We start from the raw sequence: 24,272 nt of genomic DNA, 5'->3' as shown, positions 1-24,272 counted from the left end.
TCCGTAATCCTCCTTTCCCTGCGTTCAGGCATAAAAAAAGAGAATGACGCTTATGTTCATTCTCAAAATAGATGCAGTTTCCTGCAAAATAAAAAAAGCCAGAAGTCCCTGCTGCTTGTTGGGCATAGGAAAACTCCTGACTACGTTTCAAACCTAAACTGCGTGTGATAAATCCTTTCCGGATTGACACAAATAATTGATATAAGAACAGTATAACACTAGATGTAGTATATGTCAAATGAAATAGATTCCTCAATGAAGCTTTTGCCTTATGTTGATGACAAATTTGTCGGCTACAGGAATAAAAGCGTTCAGGATTTCAGATTTGCCCTAAGCGAAGGAATTCGTAGCCAGGTATTTTTTGCCACTTTCGTGGAGAAAGTCGAAAACCAGATAAAATCAATCTCTGTCATAAATGCCTCTAAACTGTTTTTACATCGTAGTGGTTATGCAAGTTCTAAATTTAAAAATAATTTTCACGAATAACTAACTTTTCTATATGCTGAATTGTCATAAAATATAGATTATTAAATTTGAAAGCAGATTGAAGGTGATAAACATGAGAAGTTATAAACGGTATACCAGGCGAAAGAGACTTTTGAAGCAAATCGCTGTGGTTGCTTTATCTCCTAATCGGGTATTCACGAAAGAACAGATCTATCAGCATATCTATGAGGAAGCGGAGTCAGAAGTGAATAACCGAATTTACGGTCTGATTAAGAACTTGAGAAAGAAAATAGAAGAAAATCCGGAAACACCGCACTACATAGAAACGATACGTGGTGTTGGTTATCGCTTTCGGGCATAAAAGGAGCCGTCCGGCAATGGGCGGCTCGAAGTGTTTCTCTTGTTGTTTATTTATTGTTTTTTTCGTTGTATACTGATAAAACGAGGTGATAAAAGTGGCATATAGAATTTTGATCGTGGATGATGACATCGAATTATTAAAGATGTTAAAGAACTATTTTGAAATCAAACGATATGATGTAATGATGGCAGAAGATGGCACAGATGCTTTGGAAAAAATCCATAAGAAACCGGATATTATCTTGCTGGACATCAATATGCCTAAAATAGACGGATTAGAAGTATGCAGACGTATCCGGGGCAAAGTAACTTGTCCCATTATCTTCCTGACGGCAAAAGTGGAGGAGCAGGACAGGGTAAACGGGCTTTTATCCGGTGGGGATGACTATATACTGAAGCCGTTTAGTCTGAAAGAACTGGATGCTCGTATTATTGCACATTTGAAGCGTGAGGAGCGTCATAAAGGGAAGTCTGAATACAGATTCCACGGAGACCTCAGTATTGATTATGGAGCAAAGAGGGTTCAGATCGGTGAAAATGATTTGGAGCTTACGAAGCTGGAATATGCAATCATTGAGTTTTTGTCCATGAATCCAGGACAGGTTTTTGACAGGGAGCGGATATACGAAAAGGTGTGTGGTTATGATGCGGAAGGTGACAGCCGTGTTGTTACGGAACTGATCCGGAGAGTGAGAAAGAAACTGGCGGAATATACGCAGACAGAATACATTGAGACAGTATGGGGGATGGGGTATCGATGGAAAAGATAAGAAATTTATCCTTGAAAAAGACAATGGTTTTATATACGATACTCAGCTTGATTGTCACTTTTTTTCTTTCTGTGTCAATTATTGAGATTGCCGGGCAGATACAGGAGGAGGTCTGGTGGAAGTACGTGGATCAGGACGAGTATTATCAGGCAATGAATGACCGCAATGAAAATTTTGAGGTAGTGGTACCGAGACCGAATCAGAGTAAAATGAGCAGAATGGACTGGCATATTTCAGAAACCTGTGATTTCCTTCAGACGTACGGAGTATTGCTTTTTTCTTTTGCCGGATGTGGAATTGCGGTCAGCCTGTTTTACAAAAATAAATTAAAGAGACCGATTCAGGAACTGAAGATGGCATCACAGATGATTGCGGAGGAAGATCTGGATTTTCATATGGCTTATGAGAACGAGGACGAGATGGGGATGCTGTGCAGGGAATTTGAAAGGATGCGTGGGCAGTTGGAAGAAAATAACCGTAGACTTTGGCAGATGATCGAAGATGAGCGGGTACTGCGTGCAGCGATTGCCCATGATATCCGCTCGCCGCTTGCAATCATGCGGGGATATCAGGAAATGCTTTTGGAATTTGTTCCGGAAGATATGCTTGATCAAGAGAAAATGATGGAGATGTTAAGGGGCGGTATGCTTCAGATTGAACGGATGAACCATTTTATTGATAGTATGAGGAAGATGACGAAATTGGAAGAACGGGAATTAAACTGTTCCGTGGTAGATATCCGGCAGTTGATAAACCAGATAGAAGCTCTGGCAGAAGTCGTGGTGGAAAAATCAGAAAAGAATTTTACAGTGACGACAGTGAGAGAATCTGAAATACTGACTGCGGATGAGGAAATCATCATGGAAGTAGCGGATAATCTGTTGGCTAACGCATTCCGCTATGCCAATCAGGAAGTTAGGCTGAAGCTGACAGTGACACCCCAATATCTGAAAATGAGTATCAGGGATGACGGAATTGGATTTCAGGAAAATATCGACAGGGTGACACAGGCGTTTTATCATGAGAATCCACAGGATGACTTAAAGCATTTTGGAATGGGTATGTATATCAGCCGTATCTACTGCGAACGGCATGGTGGGAAACTGCTGATAAAAAATGTAGCAGATGGCGGTGCGGAAGTTGAGGCAGTGTTTAAAAATTATGTATTAGAAGAACAACAGCAGAAATAAATGGCTGTTGTTTTTTTGTTGTGATTTGTAGGCTATGCTGTTTGTAGAAAAAAGAAAGGCGGGATGACTTATGAAAGCAATCATAAAAAGGAATCTGAAAAATTATCTTAAAAATCCGATATTCTGGATCGGTTTGATTGTTGTTTTAATCAGTATGTACCAGACACTTGCACCCTATCTGTCCATTCATTACGTGAAGTCGGATGAAACCTTCAGGAAGGTAAAAATGGCCTCCGATGGGGATGTTATGGAGGGATGTATTCCGGCAACACCGGATAAGGAGAGAGAACTGTGGGAGAAAGAGATTGTAAAGATACTTCAGGACACAGAGAATGGGTTTGGCATGTCGGAAGTAGAGGCGGAGGCAGTGATATCTGAGATGAAACAGATGAAGATTACGGAGGCGTGTCAGTATCTGAAAACGGAATACCACTTTAATGGTGCCAATTATGTGTATGAGGACGTTTCATGGTATCAGGGAAGCCCGGAGGAAGTCAACCGGTATATCAGAGAAAATCTTGAGAAACATCCATTCTCCTATTATTTCGGAAGAAAATTTACAGATTTTGCAAGCCTGCATATGGCATTCTTTGCAACGGTTCTGCTGGCGTTTTTATTTTTCCAGGATATGAGGAAAAATACTTATGAATTGCTGCACACCAAACCGATGACGGCTTTTCAATATATTGCCGGGAAAATAAGCAGTGGATTTCTCATTATGACGGCGGCACTGGTCATTATGAATATCGTATTTATCATTTTGTGTTACGCCACGGCAGTAAAATCAGGATTTGCTATGAACATACTGGATTTTGTTCAGAATTCGATCCTGTATGTCCTGCCGAACATCCTGATGATCTGCTGTGTGTATGCGGTTACAGCGCTGCTGTTTAAGAATCCGCTTCCAGCGGTTCCGGCGCTGGTTCTTTATATCATTTATTCTAATATGCTGACATGGGATAGCAAAGGACAGTGTCATGCAAGACCATTCTCTATTATGGTTCGATTTCCGGGGAATTTTTTTGAAACGGAATTGCCACATCAGGTATATCTCAATCAACTGCTTCTTGTGGCAGCATCCATACTGCTCATGTTTATAGCGGTGTGGATGTGGAAAAGGAGGAGAGTATATTGAAGAAAGAAGTAAAAATATGTATGCCATATTATAAAATTGCATATTCAATCGCTTTTGTTGTGATATTGAGTGCAATCCAGCCTGTTGTATATGCGAATGAAATCGGGCAGGCAGTAGAAAGAGCTGTTTCGCTTCTGGCAGTCGTTTTCTGTGCAGATACTTATCTGGTGGAAGTGCAGAGCAAACGCTCGGAAGTATTCTGCCTTTATAATCTAAAAAAGCAGGCAGGGGTAGTTTATAAAAGACTATTTGTGCAGGTAGCTTATCTGATTGGAATCAGTTTGTTGGCATATGGACTCTTTTATTGGCAGAAACCGGTGAATCTGACAGAAGAATTAGATGGCGGTGCCTTGTTTGGAATTTATTGTATTGCGATTCCCGGAACTGTTTTGTTTTGGAGTGTGCTTTCCGTAACTGTCAGCAATCTGGTTCGAAACAGATGGATTGGTATGGGTGTCGTGCTGCTTTTCTGGTTTTTCTCTATTTCCGGAAAGGCAACTCAGTTTTTGAAAAACTGGGGACCATTTTCCTACGGAACTTGTGATTTCGGTAAGCTGACAGAGTGGAGATGGCTTGGCGGGAAGGTGCTGTGCGTGGTATTTGCGGGGATGATGCTTGCATTTGTTCCTAAGATATTAAAGAAGAGAGGGTAAGATTATGAGTATAAGAATAGACGATTTAACAGTAACATTTAAAAATGGAGTGACAGCGGTAGATCATGTGGATCTGGAAATCCCACATGGGATATTTGGTCTGTTAGGTGAAAATGGTGCAGGAAAAACAACGTTGATGCGGGTGCTTACAACGGTGCTTGCACCCACAAGTGGAAAAGTTCTGTTAGATGGTACGCTATATTGCGAAGCAAATTACGAAAAGATACAGAAAAAGATTGGGTATCTGCCACAGGAAATTGATCTGTATCCGTCTTTGACTGTTCGAGAATGTCTGGAGTATATGGGAGATCTGGCTGGAATTGAGAAAAGAGAAAGCAAGAAAAGGATTGATTACTATCTGGAGAAGACCAGTCTTGCAGACCATCAGAAAAAGAAAATGCGGCAGCTTTCAGGTGGAATGAAGCGAAGAGTTGGATTAGTGCAGGCATTACTCCATGAGCCGGATTTTTTAATTGTGGATGAACCAACAACAGGGCTCGATCCGGAGGAACGCATCCGTATCCGTAATTTACTGGTAGATTTTGCAGAAGAACGCACCGTATTATTTTCAACGCATGTGGTGGAGGATCTGATGGCAACCTGTAATCAGCTTGCGGTTATGAAAAAAGGTAGATTCCTTTATACAGGAACAATGAGGGAATTATTGAATAAGGCAAGAGGGCATGTATGGGAATGCTGTACAGAGGACGAAAGCCTTGCAAGAGAATTAGAAAGAAAATATCATATTTCCAGTAAGCAGTATACGGAGGAAGGAATTAGATTAAGACTGTTAGGGGAGAATATGCCGTCAGAAAGTGGATGTATAGCTTGTGACGTAACTTTGGAAGATGCATATATCTATGTAACCAATCGATAAACATTGTTAATGAGGAGTGAAAGCTAAATGCTAAGAAAAGCAGGTGATGTTATGGGAAAGTGATGATTCTTACCATTTCTGATTCCGAAGAGGGAATCCTGAATAAAATTAAATCAGTTCTAGCCTGCGAAAGTACGTTAGAAGTTATGGAGATTACAAATTCTGAAAAGTTGACATTCCAAGGTTTGGAAATAGACCAGCTTCAGCGGAGCGTAATCAAAGATGGTAAGGTTGTGGAACTTACCAGACATGAATATGACCTGCTTTTTTATCTGGCCTTATCCCCCAATCGGGTATTTACAAAAGAACAGATTTACCAGCATATTTATGAGGATGTGGAGTCAGAAGTGGATAACCGTGTCTATGGGTTAGTCAAGAATCTGAGAAAGAAAATAGAAGAAAATCCGGAAGAACCGCACTACATAGAAACGATACGTGGTGTAGGCTACCGTTTTCGGGCATAAAAAGAGCCGTCCGATTGGGCGGCTCGAAGTATTTAAACAGCAGTTTTCTTCACTGCCTGTTTATAGTTACCGGTAGCATCGTAATCTCCAGAGAGGAGCAGATTCTGGCGAAATTGCTCCAGTTTGATCTTGAAGCGTTTCCCATCCTCAACAGTCGTAAGCATGGTAAGAGCTTCTAGCATTCCCTGAATATATCCGGTTAGCAGGTAATATCTGCAGGGTTCTTCCGATGGTGAGATATTGGACAGGGTTTCTTCCAGATGTTCCTGACGTTCCCTGAGCCATGCATCCCAGACATCCAGTTCCAAATCAGTCATGGTGTTCCTCCTTTAAATCTGATGATAATCGTCTTTGGTGTGGAGGGGAGAAGTTTCATGCACAAGCATTTTTCTGCTCCAGATCCAAATATGGATTTGTAAATTCAAAAATAATAAGTTCATCCGCATCGAACATGAGCTCCAACTCTTTTAGTGTAGCTGCTGGATATCCGCAATCTCTGAATCGTTCTAATACGTCTGTTTCCGTTTCAAATGGTTCACCGTCTTCCAGCTTTTCTCCGATTATTAAGCCACATGGAGTCAATAGGCTTTCTTCATATAAGCGGACACAATATCGGTCAGGGAAAAATAGGTGTGCTTCATCCGTGTTATAATAAATTCGTTCTCCAGGTTCTATGCTTTGCATCACAAAGGGAACATGATATGCAGCGGCTATCGCCTGATATGCTTCATAAAGTGGAGTCCATGCTGTCTCTAAAGAAAGTAGAATATACGTATCATTCCATTCCATGTAGCTGACATTTCCACGAAGAGATATTCCGGTGGAATCTATTTTCTTGTGGGAAAATAAATTGCCAATCCAGCATAAATCAGGATTCTGGTTCAGAATGATGTAGGTTTCCAGGTCCTCCCACAAGTCATATAGTCCTTCCGGATTTCCTTCTGTATAAAAGATCACATCATCACAGCAGATATTTGCCATTACACATCCACCTTCGTTCCAAAAGTTTCACCCATATTCTGGTTGGAAACCGTAAGGTTTACAGGGGATAAGGTGCCAGAGGCAAGCCATTGTTCGATTGCATCAATTACCTGCTCCAGCGTGTCGTTATAAGCCACATTGCAGTCTTCCAGTCGGAGAAACTGCAGGTATGCTTCATGAAGAAGGCTTGGATCATCACGCAGCGTTTCATATGGAAGGTTGCAGAGTCCGATTCTTTCCTCCAGACGTTCCATGGAGCGGCGGATGAAGTCGCAGGAAATAAATTGTTCCCGGTAGATGTTATAAGCAGCTTCAAGCTGGTCATAGGTCAAAATAAAGGAGACTTTTTCGCAAGGATTAGATGATTGTTCTTTCATGGTAAATTCCTCCATTCATATTACAATTGGCTGGTGGTACGGATTCTCTTTGTTCGGGAGTAAGATGCACCAGCAATTTCCAGCGCAGGTCGATCTCCCGGTGAATCCAGGTGTCATTTTCATAAACTTCATGTGTCAAAAGGTTATAAAGAATCGGTTCTTTTTCTATATCATCCAGATCTGCGACCAGGCAGGTTGCCTGATTCACATAGGGCCAGAGTGCCTGTTCGACCATATGGCGTAGTTCCAGTATCAGAGGATACATTTGTCCTACATCATAGGTTTTGGACATGCAGGAGCTGATTTTCTTCAGCATCCCGGAAGTTTGTATCATCTGGTTGATGACGGTACATTGTTCATCCACATCTGCATCCGGATTCAGGACCAGCCGGTGGAGCAGCACAGATTTTGCATAGGCAGAAGCGGTCAGGTTGATGTTTCTGACCAGTTCTTCATACGGCTGCTTATACTGTGTCTTCAGCACTTCCAGAGGCACATGTTCCCGGTTCTTCTTTAAGGTGGAGAGGAGCCCCGAAAGGCAGCTCTCCAGTTCTTCCATTCTTGTCAAGCACACATCGCCTCCATCTCCATCGGAACACGGGTGTAGCTGAGACGGTAAATACTGTTGCAGGTCTCAAATACCACACCGTTTTCGGATACTTCCAGAATACTCTGCACCGGACTGGTAACAAAGGTCTGGTTATAACTATAGATCCACGCCCGTTCTCCCAGATGGAGGGGCAGGGACAGGATTCCGGTGAGGACATATTCTTTCTTTTGGGTGGTGTGTAAGGTTATATTTGTATTCTTCATTGATTTCACGCTCCTTTCCTTACTTAATTTTGTTTGCAATTACGGCAGCGACCAGTTTGGCGCATCCCAATTCCATCTCGGATAAGTGCTGTCCGGTTCTGGAACAGAGAAGAAGTGCCAGCGGTTCTTTGCATTCCCTTAAAATCGGGAAAAAAGCACAAACCGGCTGACGGGCGTTGGATACCGGGTAGACAGGGCAGTTCTCAGCAAAGATATGTTCCTGGCCGCCCACAACCAATTCGGCGAGTTCTTCTGTAACGGGAGTGCCTTCCGGAAGATAGATGCCCGCAGATACGAGGATGTGATTCTCACTGCAAATTGCGATACCACAGTGGATGACACTGTAGAGGACGGAAAGATAGGAAGACATTTCCTCTTTTCCGTTTAAGTAGGCAGGGCATTTGCGTAAAAGCAGCTCCATGCCCACATTTTCCAGTTCCAGTGCATCTCCGTCTGAGAGCTTCATTTGTTTCCGGATTTCTGCAGGGATGACAATACGCCCCTGAGAGTCCATAGTCCGGATGAGTGCAATATTCATAACTAAAGTCTCCTTTCTTAAAAAGAGGAGAAGCAGCAAAGTACCGCTTCTCTTCTGAAAATTTAGGCAGCGTAAGGCGGAGCCTGTGCTGTCTGTTGCATTTGACTGTTCTGCTGGTCTGCCAGCATCCGTTTCCCGTTATTGATCAGTGATGCAGCAATCACCGTTTCCCAGTTGGAAATATAGGAATCCGTCCGCTTCAGAAGCGTGAACAGATCCATGTCGGTAAGCTGGATGGCTGTTGTCTTTTCGGACTGGAAGCTGCGTGGCTGCATGTAGGAACCACCGTTCTTAGTCTGTGCTTTGATGCCTTTCCCATTTACAATCTGGATTTTCCAGGGGCTTTTCATAGGCTGCCCTTTGGAATCATAGGGATGTCTGGAGATATAAAACATCTGGGCTGTGGAATAACCGTTCTGATCGGGATTGCCGTAGATCTTGCTCTGGCTCCATTCAAATTCCTGAAAACCGGAAGTAATCCGGGTTAAGAGGAACTGAATCTGTTCCGGTGCCAGGTTGAAACGGGTGATGATGTTCCGGTCTCCGGTACCGTTGGAATAATCCTGAATGGTGACGCAGATTAAAGAATGTACTTTATGCCCGTTTTCCTGATATTCCCCTTTGGCATGTAGCTGTGCATAGCTGCCGAGTGGTGCGTAGCGGAGCCGGTCATAAAAGGCAATGAGTGCCCGGTCATTCTGGATCTTGCAGATCTGGTCGGTAATCCGGTTTTGATAAGTTTCATTCATGAGTGTTCACCTTCCTTTATTTGAGATGCTGTTTGACAAGCTGTGCCATATTCTTTGGAAGCTCTTCCAGTTTCGTGATATCCAGGAATCCGTCCTTGTAAATCCGGCGGATATTTTCCTTATCGTCACCAATGGCAGCCGCAAACAGGATGACATCCCGTTTTTCGTATTCTTTCTTGATGCCCCGCAGATCTGCCTCTGCTTCCGTCCCGCTGTAGCCGTAATCGGCTGGCTGACCGTCAGAAATCAGGATCAGCAGCTTCTGAAGCTCCGGGCGTGTGCACAAATGCTCTGCTACGAAGCGGAGAGCTGCGCCATCCCGGTTCCCGTTGCGGTCGCACATATCCATCAGCCGGTAACAGTCCTCATTGTCCACAGAATCAAATTCTGCATAGGAGTAAAGAGCAACGCCGCCTGCATCCGTGGAATGTCCGTAAATGGTGATAGGGATACCGAGGCTTTTACAGAAATCATAAAGGACAATGGCAGTCTTTCTTGCGTGTGTCATCCGGTCCCCCCAACCCATCGAACCACTCTCGTCAATCAGGAGGGCAACAGCCAGACGTTTTTCCTCTCCCGGAAGTCTGGTTCTGGTAAAGATGGTTCCGTCTGTCTTATAGAGAGCATGGGAGTCCAGACGTTTTCCAAATAGGAGATTCTTTTGCTTTCCGCCCTGCTGTTCTTCTTTCAAAAGCGGTAGGATGGTGCTTTGCAGCTTTTTGGAAGCCCGCAGGAGCGGGGGAGCAACTGTCTGGTATTCATTCTTCAGGTAATCGGAAACACTGGTCAGGCGATGGATGGTAACATGGATGCCTGCATGGGCATTGCCGTAATGAATATCATTGGCTGTTTTTTGCAGTTCCTCGGTCAGTTCCGTCTGACAGTCTTCCTGCACCTTTTCTGCAGCCACATCGTTCAAGATCCGGAACAGATCCTCTGCAGCATGCTCATAGCCGCTGCCCTGATACTGACTGACATAAGTGACACCGGGGTTGTTTTCATCCAGAATGGTATTGGTCTTTGTAAGAGCGATGCGCCCGCCTTCTTCCGAAAGCACCTGTTTGGCTTCCTCTATAGCATCCTCTTTGGTACGTGGACCGGAAGGAGCATTGCCCTCATCATTCCCGCTTCCTTTTGGGGAAGCTGGTTTGATATTCTTTGGAATGGCACCGCTTTTTCCGGTCGGAAGAGGAGCGCCGCTGCTGACTTCATCCCCTAGAAGATCTTCCAGAGCATCGGCAGCGGAATCCTCGCCATGCATTTCCAATTCCTCCCGTGTTTTTTCGATGAGCGGCTGGATATAGTTCCAGGTCAGGGCTAAGAGCGCATTGGAAACCAGCATCCGGTCAGTGCCTTTTTCCGATTCCATTGCCGTATCCAGAAGATCGGTACAATCGGAAATGGTATCCAGATAATCCCCCTGATAGCCGGTGGGATTGTTGATGTTTCCGGTCCGGCAATAGGAAAGGATCAGGTTGGCAATGATGGAAAATGGCTGGTATTCTTTGTCAATTTGTTCCTGTATGGAAGGAATCTGTTCGGACATACGCAGGTTATTGAGTTCAATCCCCTGTCGGAAGGTGCCGTGGAATTCCTCACACATACGGTCTTCAATATGGATGTCTTCCAGAATGTTTTGAAAAGTTGCGGCGCATCGTGCCAGTGTCAGGCATCCGGCTTTGTCCTTTTCTTCTAACACTTCTTTGATCTCCTCCAGTGCTGTCTGATAAGCTGGAAGGGATAGCTCCGGCTCCTTCGGATAGAAGGAACCGTTTTCCAGACTCCTCAGATGAACAGCGTGGGCTGTGAAATCAGAATAGAGTAAGTGCCCCACTTCATGCCCGGTGAGCCCTGTCAGGCTCTGGGAACGTAAGAAACGGGTGGGGAAAGACTGGGTGATCGGGTTCGCTGCGTTGAGATGTACCTTATAATTGTCGGTATATGCAACGCCTGCCTGTTCGGAAATGTCCCAGTCCAGCAGTACCTGCAGTCCATACCGGTAACGTCCGGTAACGGCTCTGGCAAGGGAGGTCTGGTACTTCTGATAGGCAGCGGAGAGGAATAACTCCTCATCCGCAATGGAATCCTCTTTTGCCCGGATTAGTTTCTTTAAATTTCTTTGGCTGTGATTCACGTGATATTCTTCCTTTCTTTTCTTAGATTTTTTGTCAGCAGTTCCTCCATCGTGCAGCCGTAATACACAGCAAGGCGAAGGACGGCATAAGCCATCGGGGAGGAGTTTGCATTTTCATAATTCATAATGGTTTTCGGGGGAAGATTTAAGATTCTGGCAACTGCCTTTTGTGATAACTTCGGTGTTTTGGCTTGCCGGAGATAAGACAGATTATCTGCCAGATGCTTTCGGATCTGGGCTTCTGTGAGTGCTGCTTTTCTCATAGGCGTGTCCTACGCAGCAAGCACAGTATCCAGACAGCTTTCTTCCACTTCCGTACGGTTCTCAGCATCGGCAGAGGCAGAGGCAAGCACCGTGTAACGGGCCGCTTCCCGGATATCCCCGCAGACCATGTAGGACTGCACCCAGGAAATCAGCTCCCTCATGCCACAGCAGCCATCTGTAATGAGATTTTCCCGGCAGTAGACAGCCATGGATTTGACAATGCGTGTCATCAGACGTACCGTTTTTGCATCCTTGCATCCGGTAACAGCCATGGCACGTTCTACCTGTGTATCCTCATCCGGTTCATCCAGATCAATCACAAGGTTCATTCGGGAAATGACAGACTGGTTCATCTGTTTACAGCCTGCATAGTCATTGTTTGTGGTGATTACGATGGTCGTATCCGGATGACGGTGGATGGTTTCTCCGTTTGGAAGATATACGCTGTTACAGCGGTCTAAAAGGGAGTTAAGTCCAACCAGTACACCGGGATTAGCAATGACCGTAGGCTCCTGTATCTCAAGAATATACCCATAGCGGATGGCTTCGACTAGAGGCGTATCCACATACTGGAAGTTCTGTCCGGAGGTGTGTTCCTTATAATAGCTGTGCATTTCATCAAAAATCGTATCGATCAGCTTCTGGTAGGTGTCCTCGGCAGAAATTTCTTCATCATAGTTTCCGGTCAGCTTCTGATAGGCACCGGAGGGATCTAACTGGATTTCCTGAAAAGACGGGTACTGCCGCTGAAGCCGGGTGCGTTTTCCGTCCACATCCGGAAGAATCTGACCTAAAAGGTCGAATACCTCTGTATTTGCGGAACAGGTAATGCAGCGGTAAGGAAGGTGAAGTGCGGAAGCAATGGCTTTGGCTCCTTCGGTCTTTCCGGTACCTGCCGGTCCCCGTAAAAGAAAATTCCGCATCGGCTGTGTGGTATCCGTTGTCAGTTTTGCGTGTTCGCAGATCCGTTTGATTTCCGGAGGGATGATGTACCACTCTGCCAATGTCGGAACAGATACCTCCTCTTCCGGAGACAGCCTTCGGGATGCGGTCAGGATAAATTTCCCAACAAAATCATCTCTGGAAATGGCTGCCTGTGCTTTCTTAAATCCACTTCCTGGACGTAACACCTGAAAGTCTCCATGGAGCACTTCGGTTGGTGCATAGACCCCCTTCTGGATATTTAACGGTTTGATCAGCGACAATACGCCGTTTGCCGGAAGGTCAATCTTAACACCACCGGTCGGGAGACCTGATGCATAGCGGGTTCTCCGGTAAATGTTGTCGCAGAGAACGGCTGCTGTTTCCGCAGCGGCGTCCAGATCGGGATAACCGTTGTCCCGGTGCGCTTTTAATTCCTGATACTTTTCATTACACTCTTCATCTGCCAGAAAAACCGGCATCAGTGCGAACAGCAGAGCCGCACCGGACTGTTTGGAGTCTTTAAATTCGTATTTTTCCGGTGTGCTTTCCACATCCGGCGGAGGAGTATAGCAGCCTCCGTAAAACTTTCCGTTTAGCTGGTTGTAGACAACCACCTGAAGATCACCGGTTTTGCTCGGATATTCCGCCACAACAAAATTGTTGGATTGGGTACCGACCGCCCCAAGCTTTTCCGGCGGGGTACTGCCAACCGGGTTTTCCAGCTCCAGATAAGCAAGGACTGCCCGCAGGGTAGCTGCATGAAGCGTGGATTTTTTCCGTGGCTGAGTACAGTATTTGGATGCAATGTCATCAAAGATTGCATGGTCCGTATAATCCTCAAATGGTTCCGGGAGTTTGCGTTTGAACCCCCAGGTTGCTACGATGTTATTTGCCATGATTCGTTCCTCCTTCTTATGAGATCCAGGACAGTTCCAGTGCCTGCTCGGTCTCTTCTGTGGTCAATTCATCTTCAGTAAAAATCTCCGTCAATTCGCCCCAGTAATCTTTGGGCGGGAAATGTTCCAGCTTTCCCCGGACTTCCGGTTCAGTGCCGTTCAGAATATAGACATCTCCCTGCTCGTTGATAAACAGCTTTTCATAGCCCCTTGCCTGTAAGTCACCGACCAATTCCATCAGTAGCGGTTTCCCAATCAGGGAATACCATGATTTGGGATTAACGGCTGGTCTGGAATCCGGATTTCCTTCTGACGGTTCCTTTTTATGTAAGGATTCAATGGTCATCATCTGAAGCGTCAGACTGCCACGGGCATCCATGAGAATTTCCGCAAAATTATAACTTCCGGTATTCCGTGTGCGAATCCGTAATGGTTCCCCATCCAGTATCTGGGAGAGCGGTGGTTCTTTCACAAAATCCCATGTGGCATCCGGGAAGGCTTCCTTGAGCTTTCCGGTAATCTGGAATTTGATCTGTCTCCAGAGAATGGTTTCCAGATCAGGTGTTCCTTCCAGATGACGAGTTCTTTCTGGGCGTTTTCGTAGCTTATGCTCCCTGTTTTTCAGGCGTTCCGTGAAAAGCGGGAGAAGATAACTGAACAGCGTGACTCCGATACCGATCAGGGCAATGCCTGCAATCAGAAGCCGGTTGGCATCCTGTGGTACGAAAAGTGCTGCAAGAAACAGTACAAGCACGACAAACTGTAAGAATTTTTTTCGATTTGATTTTTTCATGAGCTGATTCCTTTCTGATTCATGATTCTTAGACAAGCCCGGAAGCTGGATGGGAAATCGCCGCTTCCGGACATGAAAAAGAGGAACTGCATCATCACAAAGATGATAAATGCAATTCCTCAACATAGGGTTCCTTGAGAGTTAATAGGGCAACTGGGATGCCATCTGTTCCGGCACATTTTGAAAGCCGTCAGTTGGCTGACTGCCCGGCATACCTCCGTAATTTGGCATTCCGGTATAACTGCCCTGCGGCGGGTAGCTGCTCTGTGGCTGACCGGTTCCGTTTGGCGGAGCCTGATACTGTCCGCCATTTGCAGGAGGCGTGTAGGCACCGTTAGCAGGAGCCATTCCCTGCTGTGGATAGCCGCCAGGCATTGCCTGATTCTGGTAGCTGCCATTGGGATTTCCCTGCATTGGGTAGCTGCCATTGCCGGCTGCACCGGGCGTTGCCGCACCACCATTCGGCTGGCTGTTCTGGTTTGCACCCGGATGTCCGGTATTGCTGTCAGAACGGTTGGATGGTACAAAGTGCCAGTCCTTGACATTGATCCTCGGACCGGCATTTGCCTGCCCCGCATTCTTTCCTTTCTGATAAATGAACGGATGAAGCTCCAGATCACCATAGATCATCAGCCCGGTTCCTTTCTTTACGCCTGCTTTTGCTAAGCGTTCTGCAAGGAACTTGTTAAAATAGCACTGATAGTAAATGGTTTCTTCCTTTCCATCCTGGCCTCGCTGTGAAACTGCAATGTCCAGAGAAACATATTCCGTACCGGAATTTTTTCCTTGCTGCATCTCAGGATCTCTTGTGGCCCTCCCTAAAATTGTTAAAATTGCTGACATAAAAATTCTCCTTTCTGCCTCTTTGGGCGTTAAAATAGATTAAAATAAAAAAAGTGCCATTATAGCACCGTATAAAACGGCAGTATAATGACACGATTTTCCAAACTTAAACTGCATATGCTTCTGGATGAATGGTCCAGACTCCTATGACGGGACAGCACAAAAACTTAAATACAAGATTATATTAACACAAGATATAGCATATGTCAAAAGAATTAGAACTATATATAGCATATGTAGACGAGGTGGAAGGATAATATCAAAAGAATTTTGGACATAGTTATAAAAGTGCAATATAATATTGTTTAAATCGGAAAATGGAAGGATGAGAAAAATGGAGCAGAAAAACAGAATTCTGATTGTAGAAGACGATACGGATATCAATAATCTTTTATATACGGCATTACAGAAAGCAGGGTATGAGACGGTACAGGCTTTTTCCGGGACGGAAGCGAGGATGCTGTTCCAGATGGATAAGGCGGGCTTTTCTTTGATTCTATTGGATCTGATGCTTCCGGGAATTTCAGGAGAAGAGGTGCTTGCCCAGATTCGGAAACAGGGCAATACGCCGGTTATTGTCCTGACAGCCAAAGACGGATTGGATGAAAAAATCGGGCTTCTTACCAGTGGGGCAGATGATTACATTACAAAACCGTTTGAGATACAGGAGGTGCTTGCCCGGATTCAGGTTCAGCTCCGCCATATGCAGCAGGAGCCGGAACATAAAAGCGTGTCATATAAAAACCTGGAACTGGACCGTGAGCGCTTTGAAGTCCGGATTGCCGGAGTGCTGCTTCCCAAAATTACAAAGCAGGAATTTGCAATTCTGGAGCTTTTACTGGAGCATCCGAAACAGGTCTTCAGCAAAGAAGAGATTTTTGAATATGCGTGGGATGAACACTATATGGGAGAGACAAAGACACTGGATGTACATATCAGCAATATCCGGAAAAAGATAAAAGCAGTAACGCAGGAGGAATATATTGATACCGTATGGGGAATCGGCTACCGTCTGCATTCTTAATCTTTACTCTTTTTTTACTATTTATTTGCGTTTGATTAGGATTTATCCGATATGATAACAGCAGATAAGAAAAGGAGATGAAAGCATTGAGTGAATTGTTATTAAGTACAAATGGATTGACGAAGCAGTATGGTCATCATAAGGCAGTGGATAAAGTAAACCTTCACATAAAAAAGGGTGCTATCTATGGATTTATCGGACGGAACGGTGCGGGAAAGACGACTTGCCTGAAGATGATCAGTGGACTTGCAAGACCGACAGCCGGAGAGATTGAGATGTTCGGGTGTAAAGGAAAAGAACTGGAGAGGATTCGTTCTCGTGTGGGGTGTCTGATTGAAGCACCGGGGCTGTATGGCAACATGAATGCATATACAAACCTGAAAATAAAATGTGAATTGTTTGGTATTCGGAAAAAGGGATACATCGAAGATATCTTAGAGACGGTCGGACTGGAAGGTGTCGGAAAGAAAAAAACGAAACATTTTTCCCTTGGAATGAAGCAGCGTCTCGGAATCGGGCTGGCACTGGTCGGGGAGCCGGATCTCCTGGTCCTTGATGAACCGATCAATGGGCTTGATCCCCAGGGAATTGCAGAGGTGCGTGATACCATACAGAGACTGCAAGATGAACGGAATATGACGATTTTGATATCCAGTCATATTTTAGAGGAATTATCTAAGATTGCAACGGATTATGGAATTATCCATAATGGAAGTCTTCTGCAGGAGCTGACAAGCGAAGAACTGATGAAACGCTGCAGTGAACGGATTGAAATAGAGTTAATCCATCCGGAGCAGGCAGTCCCGATTCTGGACAGAATGGGATTTACCAACTATCAGGTTACAGATAAGAGCCATATCCATATATTTGAACGATTGAATGAAAGCGCCAATGTCAATATGGAACTGGCAAAAGCAGGAATTTTGGTCAATGGAATTTCCATTACCAGTGAAGAACTGGAAACCTATTTCTTGAATCTGACAGGAGGGAATCAAAATGCTTAATATGATAAAAATGGATCTGTACCGGATGGTCCGGACAAAAAGTATGTATGTGGTATGGATTGTGATGGCGGCAGCTATATTCTTCTCCACATCCATGTCGAAACTGGATATTGATACGATGAACAAGGAAGCGGAACAACAGCAGACAGAAAGCATTGCAGAAACAGTGAAACCAGAAACCATCAATATGGGAATGTCCGTATTCCTGCCGACACAGCCGGGAGAAAAAGTAACGGTCTTTGATCAGGTATATGCAAACCTGCAGGCGAAGTTTGTGGCGTTGTTTCTGGTGATTTTTACAGTGCTGTTTTCCAGTGCAGATATAGGAAGCGGTTATATTAAAAATATCGGCGGGCAGGTAAGGAGCCGGAGAAACCTGATCTTTTCCAAAGCTTCCGTGTTGTTTGTGTATACGACTGTTACCATGCTGCTTTATTTCATCATTCAGATTATTGCACAGCAGATGTACTTCGGATATCTGGAGTGGGGGAATGGAAGCGAGTTGCTGAGATACTTTGGTATTCAGATTTTGCTTCATTATGCACTGGTACTAATCAGTATGGCGATTGCGGTGGTTTTGAACAGCAACGTGTTCAGCATGACGATTGTTATCTGCCTGTGCATGAATACCATGATTGTCTTATACGGAGTGATCAATCATTTGATCCAGAAGGCAGGTGTGGAGAATTTCCAGATTTTGAAATATACAGTGACAGGAAAGATTGCACTTTTATCCATGTCACCGACCAATAAGGAATGCCTGACGGCAGTTGTGATTGCGGCGGCGTTCGGAATCGTGGTTACATTACTGACAGCATGGGTATTCAGAAAGAGAGATATCTAAATGATAAAACTAGGGTTCGTGCTATTGATAGCAGTGATACTGGTACAAGGAATGTTATTTTGGAAATACCAGCGGCAGGTGAAAGACATCTGCCGCCAGTTGTCGTTTCTGATGAAGCACGACAGCAACATGCTGATTACCAGAGAAATGGATTTTGGAGGCATTGGTGAGTTGGCAGATGTTTTAAACGAATGGCTGGAACTGAAGCGAAGGGAAAAGAAGGAATACTTGAAGAAAGAGGAGATGATTTCGGATACATATACAAATCTCTCACATGATATCCGTACTCCTTTGACATCCCTTGACGGATATTTTCAGTTAATGGAAACCTGTGAAGACCAGGAAGAGCAGAGACGGTATATGAAGATCATACAGGAGAGAATCGGCAGCCTGAAAGAAATGCTGGAAGAATTATTTACTTTTACAAAACTTAAAAACGATTCTTTTCATCTGGAAATGTCATCCTGCTGTATCAACAAGATTTTGAAAGATACCATATTTTCCTACTACGATGAATGGACGGGCAGAGGAATTGAACCGGAGATACAGATTACAGATAAACTGCTGTTTATGAACGGAAATGAACAGGGAATCCAGAGAATTTTTCAGAATATCATAAAAAACGGACTGGATCACGGGGAGAAGAAAATCAGTATTTCACTGGAAGAAGTTGAAAACAACATCCGGATACAGATAAAAAATCAAGTATGTCATGTGGAAAAAATAAATGTAGATCAGGTGTTTGAACGGTTTTATAAAGCGGATGAAGCACGCAGTAAGACTTCCAGCGGTCTCGGCTTATCAATTGCGAAAGAGCTGGTACTTCGTATGGATGGGAAAATCAGCGCCCGGATAGAAGGGAATGAGTTCTGTGTGGAGATTGTGTTTCCAAAATAAAAGGAAAAATTTATATTAAAGCAAGTGAAAATGGGGAATGACTTTATATAGGTTTCATGGTAGAATTACAGTAGAAAGAGAAGAGTCACTCAGTCATTTGTTGTATGAAAGGATGAGTATAATGTATAAAGTAGAACTTAAATTTGATACAAGCAAGCTCGCTCCGGAAACGGTAAATCAGATGTGTGAACAGGCAGATCAGATTTTTGAGCAGGAGGATTTAAGCTGTGCAGTCAAAGCCCTTGGAAGCAGGATTTATCTTGACCGGGGACGCAAGCAGGACTATGGAAGATTCTGGGCAGCAATCTTTCAGTTGAAAAACTCCGTAGGAATTGCAGAGAATTTGTTAGAGTGTTTCTGGTATAACGGAACAGAAAAGGAGAACCTGATTACAGACTTTATAAGGAACTAACAGATGGACAGCTTACAGAGGAAAGGCATCAATTTTGACCTGAATACACAAGCACTAAAGGAATATTATCCGAAAGGTGACTGGCATAATGCATATGCGGATGTAAGGGACTTTTTTGAAGCAAACGGATTTGAGCATATTCAGGGATCGGGATATCATTCGGTGGAAGCAATGTCAGAAGCAAAAGCCATGGCAGTTATTTATCAGATGACAAAAGAATTTCCATGGCTCAATTATTGTGTGAATGTGTGTACCATATCAGATGTACCGGAACTGTTTGATATCTCGCATGTATTTGCCAGAGAAGCGGAACGGTTGGAAAAGAAAAATGCATGATTTGACAAATTATTTCCAATATGTTATATTCATCTCAAGCAAAAAAGGGAGTAGCTGAACGCCTTGAAAGAGGTGGTTTTGTAACCGACAACCGGTATCGAGAGATACCCGTAGCAAATGAGATAGCAAGACTTTTATTGTGGCAGAGGTCATGATAGGAGTCTTTTTTTATTATGAAATATAGAAAATCTGCCGCAATAGTCTGCTAAAAAGAAAGAGAGGATAAACGATGAGTAACGAAATGATGAAACGGGAAATGCAGGAAGCAGTACAGGCAGGGGAGCGGGCGCTTCAGAGCCTTTACGCAGCAAGGGATAAGTTGGGAAGTGCGAGAAACTGGGGCATTTTTGATATGCTTGGAGGAGGCTTTATCAGTGACTTTGTGAAGCATTCTAAAATGAATGACGCAGCTGCGTTGATGGAACAGGCGAAAAGCGATATTCAGCGTTTTCAGAGAGAATTAAGAGATGTGCAGGTTTCCTTGGATCTGCGCATGGAAATCGGCAGCTTCCTTTCCTTTGCGGATTTCTTTCTGGACGGGCTGGTGGCAGATTATATGGTGCAGAGCAAGATTGCAGATGCAAGAGAACAGGTGGATGATGCCATCAACCGGATAGAAAAGATACTTGCTGATGTGAAAAATCGGATGAATGGGGAGGTGTAGCATATGGGATGCCTGGGAAATGTGTTGTGGTTTGTGTTTGGCGGCGCAGTCAGTGGGCTGAGCTGGTGTCTGGCAGGTTGTCTCTGGTGTATTACCGTTGTGGGGATTCCGGTGGGGATGCAGTGTTTTAAATTTGCGGCGCTTAGTTTTTTCCCCTTTGGAAAAGAGGTGCAGTATGGTGGCGGAGCTGGTTCGTTCCTTTTGAATATCATCTGGCTGATTGTATCCGGTCTGCCTCTTGCACTGGAGCATCTGGCGTTGGGTACAGCTTTATGTGTGACGATTATCGGAATCCCGTTTGGTTTACAGCAGTTTAAACTGGCGAAACTGGCATTGATGCCGTTTGGTGCGGAGGTGTATTAAGATGCGATTATTTGATAAAAGGACACCGCTTCAGAAGGAGTGGGAAAAGCTGGAAGTACAGGAGCAGAGATTCCTTCAGAAGCGTTCAGAGAAAAGGGAGAGCATTCTGAATCAGAAACTGGAGGAAAAGATACCGCCGAAACTTCAGAAAACATTGGATACCGCTTTTGCGAAGGCATTTGCTCTGATTTTCGAGAAAGGAACCGGGGTTATTGAAAAGACGTATCAGCGGACAAAACTGGAGCAGGATTATCAGGTGCGGCAGTATATGGCGGATGTAAAGCAGAATTCCAAATCCCTCCGCTCTTTTTCTAAAAAGGCAAGAGATACGGGAACAAAGAATTTACTGCTATCCGGTGTGTCTGGAATCGGGATGGGCGTATTGGGAATCGGTCTGCCGGATATTCCGGTATTTACAGGGATGATTTTAAAGAATATTTATGAGACTGCTCTGCAGTATGGATACAGCTATGAAAGCAGGGAAGAAAAATATTTTATCTTATTATTGATCCGGGGAGCAGTATCCTATGGGGATACACTTTGTGAGATTGACGGGAAAGTAAATGAATTTATCAGAAACGGAATACTGCCGGAAGAGTATCAGGATAAGGAGCAGATCGAACAAACGGCGGGAGCTTTGTCAAAAGAGCTTCTGTATATGAAGTTCTTACAGGGAATTCCGGTGGTTGGTGCTGTAGGCGGAGCTTATGATGCAGTCTACATGAAACGGATCACAGAGTATGCAGAGCTGAAATACCGGCACAGGTATCTGGACGAGTGGAAAAAAGACAGAGAATAAATTGTTGTTTTGATGTGTATGGAGTATAATGTGTGCATTAGACAGAATCGACCAGAGAAGGAGGTTGTAAGATTATGGAATGGATAGGATTCATTGCATTAGCTGTCTTGCTTTGTTATTCCTCATATCCTGGGAAGGTAAAAAGGCTTGAAGTAGCGGTGAAAAGATTGGAAAGAAAACAACGAGGTGAAAATAATATGTCAAAATTGATAAATGAATTGGTCAATACGGAGTGTAAAATAAAATCAGATGATGCTTTACAGTTGGTGGGAAGTACAGAAATGAAATGTCTGGTGTTGGATACGGATGATGAGTGGATGAAAGTCCGGTTTACTGATAAGAAGAATAATCAGATTACGAAATTACTTAGAATTGAAAATATTGATGAAATCGAAATAGTAAGTATGGAATTGAAATAGGGTGTGGATACGAAACTATGAATTATTTTTTTAGAATTTAGCTTGAAACCAGCCTAAAATCAGCAAGCAAAGAATATTTGCGAAGCGAAAATATCAATGTAAAAAGTCAATTGCTTGTCATAGTAGTAAATTTAGATAAAATGAAATTGCAAGGAGGAGTAAGCTATGCAATTGGGTCAGATGATTGCAAAAATCAGAAAGGAACAAGGGATGACACAGGAAACTTTTGCTAAAAAGTTTGATGTAACAAGACAGACAGTTTCAAATTGGGAGAATGAGAAGAGCTATCCAGATTTGCATACGTTAATAAAAATCAGCGATGAGTTTAATCTATCTCTCGATGTTTTATTGAAAGGAGATACTACTATGGTAAAAGATATTGATAAGAAGATAAAAAAGCATTCTCTGTATAAAGGTGTAATAGTGGTTTTGGTTTTTATGGTTGTTGGTTTATTTGCTTTTATTCAATTCAATAATGGAAGCATGAATGACACTGCAAAAGATTATATGGACAATTATGTAAAAGGTGTAAAAGTTATAGAGATATATGATGCCGCAAATAAGGAATTGCTGGTAAAGTATGATGATAAGCATAATATAGATAAGGTTATTTCTGCTTTAAATATAAAATCATGGAAAGAGACAGAAAAAAGCATAGGTATGAACCCTAAATATACCATAAAATTTTATTGCGATACTACGAACCAAGATGAAGAAAAAGATATAAAAGAAATTACCCTTTATGAAAATGGGGAATATGCTACGATTTTTATTACTTCTCCTGGCGGAGTAAAACAAAACTATAAAACGAGCATTGATATTTCTGAATTGGTTATCTAATAATATTTGTGTAATGAGAATGAAAATCTAATTCTTTCAAGTTTAACTAAGACATTCCCGGAGCCAATGCTCATGTACGGTAAAGTATCACAAGAAAATTATGTCGAATTGACAGCCGCCTCCGCTATACCGAATAAGGAAATAAAGAGTCCTCAAATTTTGCGCTACTAAATGAAGACGAGCGGAAGTAATCTCCCGCTCGTCAGTAAACTTAACTATGCCATATCAATCCCGCTTCTTTCCCGCCACCGGCACTAAGAACAGCGCGGGCAACAGCAGGAAAGCGGTACAGACCAGCCCCCAGGGTATGGACACCTGCTGGGCTACCAGCCCCACAATAGGCCCGCCGATGATCTGCCCGAAAGAGTCCAGCTGTCCGCTGGTGGAAAAGACTGTGGCGCGCATTTTCTCATCCACTTGGTCGTTCATCCAGGCGGCCAGCACAGGCTCCTTGATGGTGCGCATAAGCCCCGCCAGCAGGAACACCAACAACATGAACCAAAAGCTCCGCCCCACCGCGAAGAGAACCAGGAACAGGATATACCCGGCGCTGGTGGACATGACCACACTGGTTCGGCTGACAGTCCCTTTTTTCTCCATGCGGGCGATGAGCAACTGAGAAGCCAGAATACCTAAGCCGTTGCCGATAAGACTGATAACACCGAACCAAGTGACGCTGTTCAGCGGCCCGATAACGGGTATTACCGTGTCATCCAGAAAATGAGCGGTGGAGAGCCGGTCAAAGCCTTCACTGGCAAGTCCCCCGCATAGTGTGATTGCTAAGAGCGCCAGCAACACAGGTGCGCCTTTCACAAAGCCCAGGTTGAGCTTGAACAGGCAGACAAAGTCTTTAAGCAAGCCCTGCCGTTCCTCAATAGCAGGGGAGAAGTTGGTTTCTGGCATGATGCGAACCATCACCAGCCCCAACAACAAGCACAAACTGCCCCCCAAGATGAGAGGCATTTGCAGGTTTATGTTTCCCAGCAGTGTGCCCAGCACCACGCCCAGAACGCCGCCGATTTGCCCCATTTGACTGCCCCGCAGGAACACCTTGTCTATGGGTTTGTCCTCTTCCTCCGAGGCAATCCACGCCTCCAGAGCGCCGGTGATGAAGGTATCACCGCAACCCCAGACAACCTGGGCCAGCAGAACCGGCGCGAACCACGGTAGCGCACCCTCCATCAGAAAGCCCAGGCCGTAGAGGAACATTCCAATCAGCACCGAGCGCCGACGGCTATACAAATCCGCCACCACACCGGTGGGCATCTCGAACAGAAAGCAGGAGGTCTCCTGAACCGTCCCTACCAGGACAAGCTGGAAAGCATCCAGCTGCACCACCTCCAGGTGGTACACGATGGAAAGCACTGTGGACATAGAAACCGCCAGGGAACAGACAAATCGGAACAGCAGGTAGACAGAATATGCCTTTGAATTTTTAGCAAACATGAAGTTACATTCTCCT

Annotated in this window: 31 protein-coding genes; 18 read left to right on the top strand and 13 right to left on the bottom strand. The window is 44.3% G+C overall.

What is annotated here, in order from left to right; translation table 11 throughout:
- The first annotated feature begins 559 nt into the window (after window positions 1–559).
- From LG34_RS04440 to LG34_RS04410, 7 genes are all read left to right on the top strand, one after another.
- Complete coding sequence (locus LG34_RS04440; protein WP_005333437.1) at window positions 560–808, top strand: winged helix-turn-helix domain-containing protein; 249 nt, start codon at window positions 560–562, stop codon at window positions 806–808.
- Between the two features lie 94 nt (window positions 809–902).
- Window positions 903–1,577: a response regulator transcription factor gene (locus LG34_RS04435; RefSeq protein ID WP_023921570.1), complete on the top strand. Its 675-nt coding sequence runs from the start codon at window positions 903–905 to the stop codon at window positions 1,575–1,577.
- Entirely contained in the window at window positions 1,565–2,767 is a 1,203-nt protein-coding gene (locus tag LG34_RS04430; RefSeq protein WP_055155762.1) for a HAMP domain-containing sensor histidine kinase, read from the top strand. The genes LG34_RS04435 and LG34_RS04430 overlap by 13 nt, the downstream gene beginning before the upstream one ends.
- A gap of 70 nt (window positions 2,768–2,837) precedes the next feature.
- Window positions 2,838–3,902 carry an ABC transporter permease gene (locus LG34_RS04425; protein ID WP_005333443.1) on the top strand — a complete coding sequence of 355 codons (1,065 nt, stop codon included), beginning with the start codon at window positions 2,838–2,840 and terminating at the stop codon, window positions 3,900–3,902.
- Entirely contained in the window at window positions 3,899–4,555 is a 657-nt protein-coding gene (locus LG34_RS04420; protein WP_022415113.1) for a hypothetical protein, read from the top strand. Before LG34_RS04425 ends, LG34_RS04420 begins: the two co-directional genes overlap by 4 nt.
- Window positions 4,556–4,559: 4 nt before the next feature.
- A complete protein-coding gene (locus LG34_RS04415) occupies window positions 4,560–5,432 on the top strand; it encodes an ABC transporter ATP-binding protein (RefSeq protein ID WP_005333452.1) in 873 nt (290 codons plus the stop codon).
- Between the two features lie 62 nt (window positions 5,433–5,494).
- Entirely contained in the window at window positions 5,495–5,896 is a 402-nt protein-coding gene (locus tag LG34_RS04410; RefSeq protein ID WP_005333454.1) for a winged helix-turn-helix domain-containing protein, read from the top strand.
- 32 nt (window positions 5,897–5,928) lie between these two features.
- Here LG34_RS04410 and LG34_RS04405 read toward each other — a convergent pair whose 3' ends face one another.
- The 12 genes from LG34_RS04405 to LG34_RS04350 form a co-directional block, all read right to left on the bottom strand.
- Window positions 5,929–6,213: a hypothetical protein gene (locus LG34_RS04405; protein ID WP_005333456.1), complete on the bottom strand. Its 285-nt coding sequence runs from the start codon at window positions 6,211–6,213 to the stop codon at window positions 5,929–5,931.
- Between the two features lie 55 nt (window positions 6,214–6,268).
- Window positions 6,269–6,877 carry a hypothetical protein gene (locus LG34_RS04400; RefSeq protein WP_005333458.1) on the bottom strand — a complete coding sequence of 203 codons (609 nt, stop codon included), beginning with the start codon at window positions 6,875–6,877 and terminating at the stop codon, window positions 6,269–6,271.
- On the bottom strand, window positions 6,877–7,254 hold the full coding sequence (locus LG34_RS04395) for a hypothetical protein (RefSeq protein WP_109215041.1): 378 nt from the start codon (window positions 7,252–7,254) through the stop codon (window positions 6,877–6,879). The genes LG34_RS04400 and LG34_RS04395 overlap by 1 nt, the downstream gene beginning before the upstream one ends.
- Window positions 7,235–7,822, bottom strand: coding sequence for a hypothetical protein (locus LG34_RS04390; protein ID WP_431602600.1), 588 nt, complete (start codon window positions 7,820–7,822; stop codon window positions 7,235–7,237). Before LG34_RS04390 ends, LG34_RS04395 begins: the two co-directional genes overlap by 20 nt.
- On the bottom strand, window positions 7,819–8,067 hold the full coding sequence (locus LG34_RS04385; RefSeq protein WP_109215040.1) for a hypothetical protein: 249 nt from the start codon (window positions 8,065–8,067) through the stop codon (window positions 7,819–7,821). Before LG34_RS04385 ends, LG34_RS04390 begins: the two co-directional genes overlap by 4 nt.
- Before the next feature lie 19 nt (window positions 8,068–8,086).
- The gene (locus tag LG34_RS04380) at window positions 8,087–8,605 is read right to left on the bottom strand and encodes an AbrB/MazE/SpoVT family DNA-binding domain-containing protein (RefSeq protein WP_109215039.1); all 519 of its coding nucleotides are present in this window, start codon (window positions 8,603–8,605) and stop codon (window positions 8,087–8,089) included.
- A gap of 62 nt (window positions 8,606–8,667) precedes the next feature.
- Complete coding sequence (locus LG34_RS04375) at window positions 8,668–9,354, bottom strand: hypothetical protein (protein ID WP_109215038.1); 687 nt, start codon at window positions 9,352–9,354, stop codon at window positions 8,668–8,670.
- A gap of 16 nt (window positions 9,355–9,370) precedes the next feature.
- On the bottom strand, window positions 9,371–11,488 hold the full coding sequence (locus tag LG34_RS04370) for a vWA domain-containing protein (protein ID WP_005333469.1): 2,118 nt from the start codon (window positions 11,486–11,488) through the stop codon (window positions 9,371–9,373).
- Complete coding sequence (locus LG34_RS04365) at window positions 11,485–11,751, bottom strand: helix-turn-helix domain-containing protein (protein WP_005333471.1); 267 nt, start codon at window positions 11,749–11,751, stop codon at window positions 11,485–11,487. The genes LG34_RS04370 and LG34_RS04365 overlap by 4 nt, the downstream gene beginning before the upstream one ends.
- Window positions 11,752–11,760: 9 nt before the next feature.
- Entirely contained in the window at window positions 11,761–13,572 is a 1,812-nt protein-coding gene (locus LG34_RS04360) for an AAA family ATPase (protein ID WP_005333473.1), read from the bottom strand.
- Between the two features lie 16 nt (window positions 13,573–13,588).
- Complete coding sequence (locus LG34_RS04355; protein ID WP_022415111.1) at window positions 13,589–14,365, bottom strand: hypothetical protein; 777 nt, start codon at window positions 14,363–14,365, stop codon at window positions 13,589–13,591.
- A gap of 141 nt (window positions 14,366–14,506) precedes the next feature.
- A complete protein-coding gene (locus LG34_RS04350; protein ID WP_005333477.1) occupies window positions 14,507–15,208 on the bottom strand; it encodes a single-stranded DNA-binding protein in 702 nt (233 codons plus the stop codon).
- 334 nt (window positions 15,209–15,542) lie between these two features.
- On the opposite strand from LG34_RS04350, the gene LG34_RS04340 reads away from it, so the two are divergent.
- The 11 genes from LG34_RS04340 to LG34_RS17030 all read left to right on the top strand — a co-directional run bounded on the left by LG34_RS04340 (window position 15,543) and on the right by LG34_RS17030 (window position 22,810).
- Window positions 15,543–16,232, top strand: coding sequence for a response regulator transcription factor (locus LG34_RS04340; RefSeq protein WP_022415110.1), 690 nt, complete (start codon window positions 15,543–15,545; stop codon window positions 16,230–16,232).
- A gap of 86 nt (window positions 16,233–16,318) precedes the next feature.
- Window positions 16,319–17,236: an ABC transporter ATP-binding protein gene (locus tag LG34_RS04335; protein ID WP_431602599.1), complete on the top strand. Its 918-nt coding sequence runs from the start codon at window positions 16,319–16,321 to the stop codon at window positions 17,234–17,236.
- Window positions 17,229–18,080 (top strand): ABC transporter permease, encoded by an 852-nt coding sequence (locus LG34_RS04330; RefSeq protein WP_008373910.1) that lies wholly within the window; start codon window positions 17,229–17,231, stop codon window positions 18,078–18,080. The genes LG34_RS04335 and LG34_RS04330 overlap by 8 nt, the downstream gene beginning before the upstream one ends.
- Complete coding sequence (locus tag LG34_RS04325) at window positions 18,081–18,977, top strand: sensor histidine kinase (protein ID WP_005333486.1); 897 nt, start codon at window positions 18,081–18,083, stop codon at window positions 18,975–18,977. It abuts the gene before it with no gap.
- 121 nt (window positions 18,978–19,098) lie between these two features.
- Entirely contained in the window at window positions 19,099–19,389 is a 291-nt protein-coding gene (locus tag LG34_RS04320; protein ID WP_022415108.1) for a hypothetical protein, read from the top strand.
- A gap of 3 nt (window positions 19,390–19,392) precedes the next feature.
- Entirely contained in the window at window positions 19,393–19,725 is a 333-nt protein-coding gene (locus tag LG34_RS04315) for a hypothetical protein (RefSeq protein WP_005333489.1), read from the top strand.
- A 229-nt stretch (window positions 19,726–19,954) separates the two neighbouring features.
- Window positions 19,955–20,389, top strand: a complete 435-nt coding sequence (locus LG34_RS04310) for a hypothetical protein (protein WP_005333491.1) — start codon at window positions 19,955–19,957, stop codon at window positions 20,387–20,389.
- Between the two features lie 3 nt (window positions 20,390–20,392).
- Window positions 20,393–20,752: a YccF domain-containing protein gene (locus LG34_RS04305; RefSeq protein ID WP_005333494.1), complete on the top strand. Its 360-nt coding sequence runs from the start codon at window positions 20,393–20,395 to the stop codon at window positions 20,750–20,752.
- A 1-nt stretch (window position 20,753) separates the two neighbouring features.
- On the top strand, window positions 20,754–21,551 hold the full coding sequence (locus LG34_RS04300) for an EcsC family protein (protein WP_109215036.1): 798 nt from the start codon (window positions 20,754–20,756) through the stop codon (window positions 21,549–21,551).
- A gap of 74 nt (window positions 21,552–21,625) precedes the next feature.
- The gene (locus tag LG34_RS04295) at window positions 21,626–21,970 is read left to right on the top strand and encodes a hypothetical protein (protein WP_109215035.1); all 345 of its coding nucleotides are present in this window, start codon (window positions 21,626–21,628) and stop codon (window positions 21,968–21,970) included.
- A 165-nt stretch (window positions 21,971–22,135) separates the two neighbouring features.
- A complete protein-coding gene (locus tag LG34_RS17030; protein ID WP_242979798.1) occupies window positions 22,136–22,810 on the top strand; it encodes a helix-turn-helix domain-containing protein in 675 nt (224 codons plus the stop codon).
- Window positions 22,811–23,035: 225 nt separating this feature from the next.
- Here the strand turns inward: LG34_RS17030 and tet(40) are convergent, their stop codons facing one another.
- Window positions 23,036–24,256, bottom strand: a complete 1,221-nt coding sequence (gene tet(40) / locus LG34_RS04280; RefSeq protein ID WP_109215034.1) for a tetracycline efflux MFS transporter Tet(40) — start codon at window positions 24,254–24,256, stop codon at window positions 23,036–23,038.
- Window positions 24,257–24,272 lie beyond the last annotated feature (16 nt).

Origin of the sequence: Eubacterium ramulus (genome assembly GCF_003122485.1) — a bacterium.
Taxonomy (GTDB): domain Bacteria; phylum Bacillota; class Clostridia; order Lachnospirales; family Lachnospiraceae; genus Eubacterium_I; species Eubacterium_I ramulus_A.
The sequence above is the reverse complement of the archived record's forward strand: the minus strand, read 5'-3'. Positions and strand labels throughout refer to the sequence as shown.